Here is a 12023-nt window from a genome sequence, read left to right on the forward strand (position 1 = left end):
GATCGTATCGACAATCTATCCTGCTTTGTATCCACCCACGTTGCCAAGGAGGAATGATTATGGACTTCGTCCACGTAGGAAACCTGCGCATTGCAAAGCCCCTTCACGACTTTATAGACAAAGAAGCGGCGCCTGGCTCTGGTCTCGACGCGGAGCATTTCTGGAGCACCTTGGAAGCACTGGTGCGAGAGCTCGGCCTCCGCAATGCGGAACTGCTGGCCAAGCGCGATGCCCTGCAGGCAGCCATCGATCAGTGGCATCAAAACAATTCCGGGCTGTCCTTCGACCCGAGCAGCTACAAGCAATTCCTGATTTCCCTGGACTATCTCATCCCTCCGGGAACCGAGTTTTCCATTCACACGGCCAATGTTGATCCGGAAATCGCCGTCATTGCCGGCCCGCAGCTTGTGGTTCCGATCACCAACGCCCGCTATGCCGTCAATGCCGTAAACGCCCGCTGGGGCAGCCTCTATGATGCGCTCTACGGAACAGACGTCATTGACGACGCGGATGGAGCGGGCAGGAGCGCCGAATACAATCCTATTCGCGGCGCCAAGGTCATGGCCGAGGCCGCCGCATTCCTGGACAAGGCCATTCCCCTGAATGAGGGCAGCCATACGGACGTGCGCCGCTACTCGGTTTTCGCAAACCAGGATGCACGGCACCGCCTGATCGCGGTCCTGGACAACGGAGCCGAAACCGGCCTTGCCCAGCCGGAAAAACTTGTCGGCTATGCTGGTGCGCTCAACGCCGACGGCGAACCCGAGGCGCTCCTCTTCCGCAACCTCGGACTGCACCTGGAAATTCGCATCGACCATGGTCATCATATCGGACGCGAACACAAAGCCGGCGTGTGCGACGTGATCATGGAAGCCGCACTGACCACCATTTTGGACCTGGAAGATTCCGTGGCCGTGGTGGATGTCGAGGACAAGACCCTGGCCTATCGCAATCTGCTGGGGCTGCTCAAGGGAGATCTGCGGGCCGGTTTTTCCAAGGGCGGTAAATTCATTGACCGCCGGATGAACACGGACCGGCACTATACAAAATTCAACGGGGATCGGCTCAATTTGTCCGGCCGCAGCCTGATGCTGATCCGCAACGTGGGGCTGTTGATGACCACGGACGCCGTGCTGGACGCGCAGGGGAAGGAAATTCCCGAAGGAATTCTGGACGCCCTGGCCACCGCCTTTCTTTCTTTGCATGACCTAAAAGCAGACAAAAGCACAGCCCGCAATAGTCGCGCCGGCAGCATTTACATCGTCAAGCCCAAGCTGCACGGCCCCGAGGAGGTGCGGTTCACCTGCGACCTGTTCACCCTGATCGAGGATGCCCTGGGTCTTGCCCGGAACACCATCAAGATCGGGATCATGGACGAAGAGCGCCGGACCACTCTGAACCTGAAGGAATGCATCCGGGTCGCTCGGGAGCGGGTCATCTTCATCAACACCGGCTTTCTGGACCGCACCGGCGACGAGATCCACACCAGCATGGAGGCAGGTCCCATGGTGCGCAAGAACGACATGCGCATCGAACCCTGGATGCTCAACTACGAGGATTGGAACGTGGATGTCGGGCTGGCCGCCGGACTCAGCGGCAAGGCCCAGATCGGCAAGGGCATGTGGGCCAAACCGGACAAGATGCGGGAAATGGTCGAAACCAAGATCGCCCATCCGCGTGCCGGAGCGAATTGCGCCTGGGTCCCCTCCCCCACTGCCGCCACCTTGCACGCCATGCACTACCATCAGGTGGACGTCTTTGCCCGGCAACGCGAACTCATTGACAAACCCAGAGCACGGCTGGACGAACTCCTCCGACTCCCCCTCCTCGGTGAAACCTCTCCCACGCCTGCCCAAATCGACGAGGAACTGGCCAACAACGCCCAGTCCATCCTGGGCTACGTGGTGCGCTGGGTGAACCAGGGCGTGGGCTGTTCCAAGGTGCCGGACATCACGAACGTGGGCCTGATGGAAGACCGGGCCACCTTGCGCATCTCCAGCCAGCACATGGCCAACTGGCTGCGCCACGGCATCTGCACCCGGGAACAGGTCCTGGCCACCCTGCGGCGCATGGCCGACGTGGTTGACGGCCAGAATGCCGGAGATCCCCTTTACCAGCCCATGGGGCCGGACCATGATCAAAGCATCGCCTTCCAGGCGGCCTGCGATCTGATTTTTCAGGGCCGCGAACAGCCCAACGGCTATACCGAACCGATCCTGCACGCCCGGCGGCGGGAAGTGAAAGCCGCTCAACGCGGCTGAAAATCATGATCGAAAAATAATTATGAGCTCATGATCTCCAATTTGATTTCCAAACTCCGCCGGAAGCTCCATGTCCCCATTATCGACAACGGGGCGTTGGACAATGGAGCCCTGGATAACGCCCTCAAGAAGGCCAGGGAGACGCACCCGCCACCCGTGGTCTGGCTTCTGGGCAAGACGCAGTCCGGCAAGACCTCCATCATCCGCTCCCTGACCGGCAGTCCGGATGCCGAGATCGGCAACGGGTTCCAGAGCTGCACCCGGACATCTCGCTTCTACGACCATCCCGCCGAAGCGCCGGTGGTGCGGTTCCTGGATACCCAGGGACTGGGAGAGGTGCGTTACGACCCTTCCGAAGACATTGCCTTCGCCGAATCGCAGGCTCACCTGGTCATCGCGGTCATCAAGGTCTCGGACAGCCTGCAGAATGCCGTCTTCGACGTGTTGCGGGCGGTCCGCAAGCGTCATCCGGAATGGCCCGTGATTGTGGCCCAGACCTGTCTGCACGAGCTGTATCCTCCCGAATTCGAGCACGTCATGCCCTATCCGTTCGTCAAGGAAGGATGGGAGCGTCTTGTGCCTACGGACCTTGCACGGGCCCTCCATTTTCAACGCCGGGAACTCGGCAGGTTGCCGGGCAACGGGGCCGTGTTCTGGATTCCGGTGGATCTGACGTTGCCCGAAGATGACATTGCACCCGCGGATTATGGCCTGAATGCCCTATGGGCGACCATTGAGCGCGCCTCCACCATGGAGCTTGAGCACCGGCTCCGGGGCGACGTGGATCAGGCCGACGCCTTTGCCCGGGCCGCGCATCAGCAGATTGTCGGCTACGCCATGGCATCGGCGACGTTCGGCGCCCTGCCCGTGGTGGATCTGGCCCTGGTGCCGGCCCTGCAGATGAAAATGCTGCACAAACTGGGAACCCTCGCCAACGTGAACTGGGACAAACGGCGCGTAGCGGAATTTATGGGCCTGCTGGGAGCGGGCTTTCTGGCCGGACATGGGTTGCGCATGGTCGGGCGGACAATGGTCAAGGTCGTACCCGTAATCGGACAGACAGGCGGCGCCGCCTACGGCGCGGCGGCCAGCGCCGGGATCACCTATGCCCTCGGCAAGGCCGGCTGCGCTTACCTGCAACGCATATCCAAGGGCCTGCCCGTGGACGCGGACACCGTGCGCACCGTCTTCAAGGACTCCTTGAAAAGCGGCAAAGCCCTCGCGACGTCTTTTTTGAAAAAGGACAAGAAATGATCGATAAGACCGCCCTGTTTCGCGAATTCGGTTATCTGCGGCTTCTTTCCATCATTTTCGCTGCATTGCCCCTGCTCGCCCTGCCGCTGTTCGGCATCATCTGGCTCTGGCAGGCGGATTATCGCTTGTTCTGGTTGCTGGCGTTGGCGCTGTGCGCCATGCTAGGCTACGGCCTGCACATGATCCTCTCGCGCCGGGAGCAGAAGCAACCCACGCGGCATGCAACTAAGGCCAACGAGCTTTGGCCCCCGTCCGCGGAAGCCTGCTGGGTCGAGGTGGAACGGCTGGCCGAACAAACTTCTCCCCGGGAATGGCCCGTGAACGACGTCCAGAAACTCGCCCTGCTGGGAAAAAGGACACTGGAACAGGTATCCCGGCATTTCCATCCCGAAGCCAGGGATCCCCTTTTGGAACTGACCGTTCCGCACACCTTGCTGATCATCGAACGAGCCAGCCGCGATCTGCGCATGGAAATCGCCCAGACCATCCCCTTCAGCCACAAGATGAACATGGCCCTCCTGGTCCGGGCCAATCGGTGGCGGGAGACGGCCATGCAGTATGAAAAGCTGTACCGGATCGGGCGCGGCATCATGGCTCCCTATTCCGCATTGTTCCACGAGGTGCGCCGCAACCTGGGCAACAGCATCGCCGGATACGGCATGGACAACATCAAGGCCTGGCTGCTGCGGGAATACGTGCGCAAGGTGGGTTACTACGCCATTGAACTGTACAGCGGACATTTACTGCTGGATACGGAAGATCCCACCGACCGGCGGACGTCCGCTACGATGCGGGACATGGAACGCGCAGACGCCGGGCAGGGCGCACCATCCGACTCAGCGGAACCGCTTCGCATCCTGATTCTGGGAAAGGCCAACGCCGGCAAGTCCAGCCTGATCAACGCCCTGTTCGGCAAGCTGACCGCCGCCGCGGACGTTCTGCCGCACTCCACGCAGGCAATCAAAGCCTACCGCCTGCAGCGCGAAGGTCATGACGAAGCGCTGATCTTCGACGCTCCGGGGATCGACACGGACAGGTTCGATGAAAAAGCCTTGAAACAGGCCGTGCTTGCGACGGATTTGATCTTGTGGGTCACGCCGGCCAATCGGGCTGATCGGCAGTTGGAACGCGAACGATTGGACAAGATCCGTTCCTGGTACGGTCAGCGCGTATCCCGGCGTATTCCTCCCCTGGTGACCGTGGTCAGCCACATCGACAGGCTCCGCCCTCCCCAGGAATGGCAGCCGCCCTACGACCTGACCCATCCGAACGGGAAAAAGGCCGAAAACATCGCCGCGGCCGTGACGGCCATCTCCAATGATCTGGCAGTCCCCCTGGATTTGACCATTCCGGTCTGCCTGGCGCCGGACCGGCTCTATAACGTGGAGGACACCCTGGCCGCGGTGATCCTGGAACTCCAGGATGAAAGCGAGAAGGCGCGTTTTCTGCGCTGTCTGGAAGTTCGGAAAAAAGAAGAAATGTGGAGCAACATCAAGGAGCAGCTGAAGTCCACCGGCCGGATTCTCGGCAAGATTATCAGGTAGGAATTGAACCGCCCGCTACGCTCGAGGCGCAGGGGACGCCAAGAAGATTTTTGGCTTCCCCTTGAAAGATGCGGAAGTCAACAGGCGTTACGCCTTACAGCGAACTTGACATCACCCCGGCAGGGGGAGGCATCCTTTTGGAAAGCAGCTCTTTCCCTGCTTTCCAAAATGTTTTCCTTGGCGTCCTCTGCGCCTTAAGCGAAGCGAGCGGTTCCAAAGTTCATCACTTCACTAAAGCTTCGCCTGTGCTTAAATCTGTCGGATCGATTCGGCCACGCCCTGGAAAGCTTCATGAGCCGTCATGGCCTGATCCTTGTCCTTGAAATGAAAGTGGATGCGCTCATTTCCGGATCTGGCCATCTCTTCATCCAAAGTCAGTTCGATCCAGAATCCCCACTCGTCGCCGGCCCCCAACAGACCCTGGGGCTCCGGGGTCACGTCGCTGACCTGCAAATCGGCAGCGCTTTCACATTCGATGTTGCCGTAGAAACGATGGTCATTGCCCACGAAATGCACGGTCCTGCCACGCACGTAGACGTCTTCCAGGCTGCGAAACGCCAGGCGCATGGTGTAGTTGTCCATCATCTCCGGCATGTTCGTCACTTCAGGTCGACCTGATCGGCGATTTCGGCAATGGAGGCCACGGCATCGTTCAGAAAATCGTCCAGGCTCACTCCGACCCGTTCGCATTCCCTGATGATTTCACGGTTCACGGCCGCGGCAAAGGCCTTGTCCTTCATTTTCTTCTTCAGACTCTTGGCACCCAGACCGTCCAGTTTGGTCGGCCGGACCAGGGCTGCCGCGGAAACCAGACCGGTGACCGTTTCGGCGCAACGCAGTGCGTAATCAAACTGTGCGGCGGGCATGATGCCGTTACGTTCCCCGTTGTGGGCACGTATAGCCTGCAAGGCTTCCCCTGGCAGGGCATCCGCCAGCCACGTTGCTGCACGCAAGGCGTGCTCATCGGGGATGTCCTTGGTCTCATGGAAGTCCAGATCATGGAGCAGCCCGGTAAGCCCCCAGACGTCCTCATCCTGTTCCAGCCGCCTGGCAAGCCCCCGCATCACCGCCTCGGTTTCCAGAGCGTGATGCAACATGTGTCGTTCCTGTCCCTTGGAGGCCAACAACTCCCAGGCTTCTTCACGAGTAAGCATTACTATTTCCTTGGATTAAAAAACGATTTCCGTGCCGATCCCGCCCTTCGTGAACATTTCCAAAAGTATGGAGTTCTCCAGGCGGCCGTCGATGATGTGCGCCTTTTCCACACCGGCTTCCACGGCTTCCAGACAGCACTTCACCTTGGGAATCATGCCGCCGCGCAAAACGCCCTTTTCCAGCGCGTCCACGGCCTTGTGCCGGTTCATGGAGGAGATCAGCTTGCCTTCCGCATCCAGGACGCCGGCCACGTCGGTCAGCAGGATCAGCCGTTTCGCTTCCAGCGCCCCGGCCACGGCCCCGGCCACGGCATCGGCGTTGATGTTGTAGGTTTCGCCGTCGTCGTCCACCCCTACCGGGGCGATAACCGGAATAAATCCCTCCTTTTCCAGGGTCCTGATCAGTCCGGTGCGGATGTCCGTGACCTCGCCGACCTTGCCCAGGTCGATGATTTCGGGAGGCATGTCCTTGTGCGGGATGACCATTTCCATCTTCTGGGCATTGATGATCCGCCCGTCCTTGCCGGACAGCCCCACGGCCTTGCCGCCATGCTGGTTGAGCAGGTTGACGATTTCCTTGTTCACCTTGCCCACGAGCACCATCTCCACCACGTCCATGGTGGCCTGGTCCGTGACCCGCAGCCCTTCCCGAAACTGACAGCAAATGCCCAGCTGATCCAGCATCTTGCCGATCTGCGGTCCGCCGCCGTGCACGATCACCGGATTGACGCCGATATAACGCAACAAAACGATGTTCAGGGCGAACGCCTTCTTGAGGTGCTCATCCTTCATGGCATGACCGCCGTATTTAATGACCACGGTCTGCCCGAAAAAATCTCGAATATAAGGCAACGCCTCAAGCAGCGTCTTGGCTTTGGCGACTTCGTGTTCCATATATGATGTGCTCGTGAAATTCGTTTGCTGGTTGAATGTGGAAAAAATTCATTACAAAATGTACCGCGACAGATCCCGGCGCTGCTGGATGTCCTGGAGCTTGTCGCGCACGTAGGCTCCGTCGACCCGGACGTGTTCGCCGGAGCGTTCCGAGGCGTCGAAGGAAAGATCTGAGAGAATTTTCTCCAGGATCGTGTACAGGCGGCGGGCGCCGATGTTCTCCGTGTCCTCGTTGATGGTCTGGGCAAAACTCGCGACTTCTTCCAGGGAGTCGTCCGTGAATTCCACGGTTACGCCTTCCGTGCCGAGCAAGGCCATGTACTGCTTGGTCAGGGCGTTTTCCGGCTCAGTCAGGATACGCAGGAAATCCTCCTTGGTCAGGGCGGCCAGCTCGACACGCAGCGGAAAGCGCCCCTGCAGTTCCGGAATCAGGTCCGAAGGCTTGGACATGTGGAACGCTCCGGCGGCGATGAACAGAATATGGTCCGTGCGCACCATGCCGTACTTGGTGTTCACGGAACTACCCTCCACCACCGGCAGGAGATCGCGCTGCACCCCTTCCCGGGAAACATTGGCCTTGGAACCTTCCAGAGTGCTGCAGACCTTGTCGATCTCGTCCAAAAAGACGATGCCGCCCTGCTCGACCCGCTCCCGGGCCGCTTCCATGATCTTGTCCATGTCGATCAGCCGATCGCTTTCTTCCTGGATCAGCAGCTCGTAGGCATCCTTGACCTTGACCCGGCGCTGCTTGCGGCGCTGGGGAAAAACCCGGCTGAACATGTCCCGGAACTGCATTTCCATATCCTCGAGGCCCGGCATGGCCATGATCTCCACCTGAGGCGAAGAGGCCTTGACCTCCAGTTCCACCATGCGCTCGTCCAGCTTCCCGTCCCGCCACAACTTGCGCAGCTTTTCCCTGGTGGAATCATGGGTTGCGTCCTCTTCGCTATCAGCCATGGCGCCCGTAGTGGCCGGAATGGTCGGCGAAGTCGGCGGCTGTGCTTTTTTGGGAGGCAGCAGAAGATCCAGCAGTCGCTCTTCGGCCAACTTCTCGGCCTTGACCCGGACCCGTTCGGTTTCCTCCTTGCGCAACATGGTCACGCCGATTTCCATCAGATCCCGAATCATGGACTCCACATCCCGGCCGACGTAGCCGACTTCCGTGTACTTCGTCGCCTCCACCTTGATGAACGGTGCATGAGCCAGCTTAGCCAGGCGACGGGCGATCTCGGTCTTGCCCACACCGGTGGGGCCGATCATGATGATGTTCTTGGGGGCTATCTCATCCCGCAATTCCGGAGCCAGTTGCTGTCGGCGCCAGCGGTTGCGCAGGGCGATGGCTACCATGCGTTTGGCATCCTTCTGACCGATGATGTAGCGATCCAGCTCGGAAACAATTTCTCGTGGGGTCATGTGGCTCATGAGGTGGTGATCTCCTTATTGGACGCGTCTTTGCGCAAGGTCTCAAGGGTAAGCTGATCATTGGTGAAAACGCAGATCTCCGCGGTAATGGCCATGGCTTTGCGTACGATCTCTTCACCCTCCAGAGAGGAATTCCGGACCAGAGCCCTGGCAGCGGCCAAAGCAAAGCTGCCGCCGGAACCAATGGCCGCTACGCCGTCGTCCGGCTCGATCACGTCGCCGGTACCGCTGAGCAGAAGAATGGACGTATCGTCGGCCACCAGAAGCATTGCTTCCAGGCGGCGCAGGTACTTATCCAAACGCCATTCTTTGGCCATTTCAACGCTCGCCCGAACCAGATTTCCGTTGAACTGCTCAAGCTTTGCCTCGAATCGTTCGAAGAGGGTCATGGCATCAGCCGTTGCCCCGGCAAAGCCCACTATCACCCGATCCTTATAGATTTTGCGAACCTTGCGCGCCTTGTGCTTCAAGGCCACGCTCTGGCCCATGGTGACCTGACCGTCCCCGGCCATGGCCACACCATGCGCATCACGCACGGCCAGAATTGTCGTTCCATGTAGATGCATTCCGGTACTCCTGAAGTCCTGACAACATTATCGAATGCAAGCCCGATCGGGTTCGGGCCCGCCCCAATGACACCAAGTAAAATCAAATCGGGATTTGTCCAACGAGATGCGAATGATCGGCGAGCGGCAAACGGTCAGTTTCATCCTTTTTTGGACTTGATCACAGCCCGAGGCTTGCTGCCTTCCTGGGCCCCAAGCAGACCATCCTTTTCCATCTGCTCGATGAACCGCGCCGAACGATTGAAGCCGATGCGAAACCGACGCTGCAGCAGCGAAATGGAAGCCCGTCCCTGCTCCAGAACGAATTCCACCGCCTGGGTGTAGATAGGATCTTCCGCCACATCCGCACCTTCCGGCATCACGCCGTTCTTGGCCGTCTCTTCCTTGGACCACTCGCTGAAATCCAACTCAAAGCTCGGCGGCTGCTGATCACGCCAAGCCTGGACCACGGCCGCGATCTCCTCGTCCCCGACAAAAGCGCCGTGCATGCGTTGCAACCGGCCGGCGCTGGGCTTGAACAGCATGTCTCCCTGTCCCAGCAAATGCTCCGCTCCCACCGTATCCAGAATGGTTCGGGAGTCGTGTTTCGAAGTAACCTGGAAACTGATCCGGCACGGAAAATTGGCCTTAATCAGGCCGGTGACAACGTCCACCGAGGGCCGCTGGGTGGCCAGGATCATGTGAATGCCCGAGGCCCTGGCGAGCTGCGCCAGCCGAACGATGCTGACCTCGACTTCCTTGGCCGCGGTGAGCATCAGATCGGCCAACTCGTCGATAATGATCACCAGATAAGGCATGGCCCGCTGCTCGGCCGCTTCCTCCGGTGGCATGGCCGCGACCTTCTGCTGATAGGCAGCGATGTGCCGCACCCCCAGCAAGGCCATGGCTTCGTACCGGGCGTCCATTTCGGCCATGGCCCAGTCCAGAGCGCTTTTGGCCATGGACATTTCCGTGACCACCGGATGCACCAGGTGCGGCAGGTTGGCATACACGGCCAATTCGATGCGTTTGGGATCCACCAACAGGAACTTCACTTCATCCGGCCTGGCCTTGTACAGGATGCTCAGGATCATGGAGTTCAGCCCGACGCTTTTGCCGGCCCCGGTGGCGCCGGCAACCAGCAAGTGCGGCATGCGGGCCAGATCCGCGACCATGGGTAAACCTTCAATATCCTTGCCGATGGCGATGGTCAGCTTGGATTTCGAATTCTGGAAGGCATCGGACTCCAGAATTTCCCGCAACCAGACCGACTGGCGATATTCGTTGGGAATTTCCACCCCCACGGCGTCCTTGCCCTGCAAATTGGCGACAACACGCACGGAAGAGGCTTTGAGGCCCAGGGAAAGATCGTCGCTCAATCCGGTGATCCGGCTGATTTTCACGCCGGGCGCCGGCTTGTACTCGAACATCGTGATCACCGGGCCGGGCTGGATATGCTGCACTTCGCCCTGAACACCAAAATCCGCAAGGCAGCTTTCCAAAGCCTTGCCCATTTCCTTGAGCCGCTGCGGAGAAGTCCGCGGCTGCTTGCGATCGGGAGCGGCCAGGATATCCAGGCTTGGCAAGCGAGGCAGGCCTTTGTCTTCCGGACCAAGTTTCGATTGATCCGTCGATCCGGCTTTGGAGAGAATTGTGCTTTTCGTCGCCTTTTTTGCCGGCTGTTTTTTCGCACCGGAGAGCTGAAAGTCTTCCAGTAGCGAGGTCGGCATATCCTGATTACTCTTCCTTGGCGGCTTGACCTTTTCAGGACGTGGCTGAAAAGCGCGATGCAGCCATATGGCCAACCCATCTCCCCATCGCGTCCAGTACAGGCCGAAGAGCAGTTGGGAAGCGAGGAAAACCAGGAACAGCCAGAGCAGCATCGCTCCCCGCTCCTTGAGCAAGGCAATCCCTAGGGCATGGAGTTGATCGCCGAAATACCCGCCGCCATGGATACCGGCAATGGAGACGGTCTCGACGACCCAGGGGTGACTGCTTGCCGCCAGAAAGGACAGACTCAGCAGCAACAGCCCGACCCATCGCCACCATGGCGGCTGCCAGAAACGCCAGACACTGGTCACGGCCAGCCAGACGAACATGACGGGGAAGACAAACGCCGCCAGTCCGAACAAATCCACGATCAGGCCGGAGACATAGGCCCCGATGATTCCGGCATGGTTGTGGATGGTGGCGACACTGGTAGCTTGCTGATTAAAGGACGGATCCTGCGGATGATAGCTGGACAGGCTTAGAGTGAGAAACGCCGCGATGAACAGCAGGGTCAGTGCACAGACTTCCCGGAGCAGACGCGTCTCATTTCCTGTCGTAGAATCGGCGGACAATTGGGATGGACTCATGAATCGTTGGACAAGCCACAACGGCGTGAGCCGTTACTCACGGCTGATATAGGCTCCGCTACGGGTATCGACCTTGATCCGGTCGCCCTGGTTGATGAACAGCGGGACGTTGACGGACAATCCGGTTTGCACCACCGCCGGCTTGGTTGCGCCGCTGACCGTATCGCCCTTCAAGCCGGGATCGGTCTCGGTGACTTCGAGGACAACGGATGCCGGCAGGTCCATGTCAATGGCCTGGCCGCGAAAGAGCAGCACCTTGACCTGTTGGCCGTCCAACAAATAGCGGCCTTTTTCCCCGGCCTGCTCCTCGGTCACGCTGAGCTGCTCGTAGGTGGTCATGTCCATGAACACATACCCTGTACCGTCATGATACAAAAACTGCATTTCCCGAGTTTCCAGATCGGGTTTGGCGAATTTTTCACCTGATCGGTAGGTCTGGTCGAGCACGCGCCCCGTCAGGATATTGCGCAGCTTGGTGCGGACAAAGGCGCCGCCCTTGCCGGGTTTGACGTGCTGAAACTCCACGATTTCGTAAGGAACGTCGTCAATTTCGAGTTTCAAACCGCGCTTGAAGTCAGTCGTTGAAGGCATG

Annotated in this window: 10 protein-coding genes; 3 read left to right on the plus strand and 7 right to left on the minus strand. The window is 59.3% G+C overall.

Features of this window, described 5'->3' with window-relative positions:
* Window positions 1-53: 53 nt before the first annotated feature.
* Genes BLP93_RS11735 through BLP93_RS11745 form a run of 3 tightly spaced genes read left to right on the plus strand, consistent with a single transcriptional unit; the run spans window position 54 to window position 5059 of the window.
* Window positions 54-2261: a malate synthase G gene (locus tag BLP93_RS11735; RefSeq protein WP_092121772.1), complete on the plus strand. Its 2208-nt coding sequence runs from the start codon at window positions 54-56 to the stop codon at window positions 2259-2261.
* Window positions 2262-2291: 30 nt separating this feature from the next.
* Window positions 2292-3515, plus strand: a complete 1224-nt coding sequence (locus BLP93_RS11740; RefSeq protein ID WP_092121775.1) for a YcjF family protein — start codon at window positions 2292-2294, stop codon at window positions 3513-3515.
* The gene (locus BLP93_RS11745) at window positions 3512-5059 is read left to right on the plus strand and encodes a GTPase family protein (RefSeq protein WP_092121778.1); all 1548 of its coding nucleotides are present in this window, start codon (window positions 3512-3514) and stop codon (window positions 5057-5059) included. Before BLP93_RS11740 ends, BLP93_RS11745 begins: the two co-directional genes overlap by 4 nt.
* Before the next feature lie 249 nt (window positions 5060-5308).
* Here BLP93_RS11745 and BLP93_RS11750 read toward each other — a convergent pair whose 3' ends face one another.
* The 7 genes from BLP93_RS11750 to efp form a co-directional block, all read right to left on the minus strand.
* Window positions 5309-5653 carry a hypothetical protein gene (locus BLP93_RS11750; protein ID WP_092121781.1) on the minus strand — a complete coding sequence of 115 codons (345 nt, stop codon included), beginning with the start codon at window positions 5651-5653 and terminating at the stop codon, window positions 5309-5311.
* A gap of 5 nt (window positions 5654-5658) precedes the next feature.
* On the minus strand, window positions 5659-6213 hold the full coding sequence (locus BLP93_RS11755; protein WP_092121784.1) for an HD domain-containing protein: 555 nt from the start codon (window positions 6211-6213) through the stop codon (window positions 5659-5661).
* A gap of 15 nt (window positions 6214-6228) precedes the next feature.
* Window positions 6229-7107 (minus strand): acetylglutamate kinase, encoded by an 879-nt coding sequence (gene argB / locus BLP93_RS11760; protein ID WP_092121787.1) that lies wholly within the window; start codon window positions 7105-7107, stop codon window positions 6229-6231.
* Between the two features lie 51 nt (window positions 7108-7158).
* The gene (hslU, locus tag BLP93_RS11765) at window positions 7159-8529 is read right to left on the minus strand and encodes an ATP-dependent protease ATPase subunit HslU (RefSeq protein WP_092121790.1); all 1371 of its coding nucleotides are present in this window, start codon (window positions 8527-8529) and stop codon (window positions 7159-7161) included.
* Window positions 8526-9095, minus strand: coding sequence for an ATP-dependent protease subunit HslV (gene hslV / locus BLP93_RS11770; RefSeq protein WP_092121793.1), 570 nt, complete (start codon window positions 9093-9095; stop codon window positions 8526-8528). The genes hslU and hslV overlap by 4 nt, the downstream gene beginning before the upstream one ends.
* 140 nt (window positions 9096-9235) lie before the next feature.
* Window positions 9236-11416 carry a DNA translocase FtsK gene (locus BLP93_RS11775; protein ID WP_244148732.1) on the minus strand — a complete coding sequence of 727 codons (2181 nt, stop codon included), beginning with the start codon at window positions 11414-11416 and terminating at the stop codon, window positions 9236-9238.
* Between the two features lie 48 nt (window positions 11417-11464).
* Entirely contained in the window at window positions 11465-12022 is a 558-nt protein-coding gene (gene efp, locus BLP93_RS11780; RefSeq protein ID WP_092121799.1) for an elongation factor P, read from the minus strand.
* Window position 12023 lies beyond the last annotated feature (1 nt).

The sequence above is a fragment of the Desulfonatronum thiosulfatophilum genome (assembly GCF_900104215.1).
Lineage (GTDB): Bacteria > Desulfobacterota > Desulfovibrionia > Desulfovibrionales > Desulfonatronaceae > Desulfonatronum > Desulfonatronum thiosulfatophilum.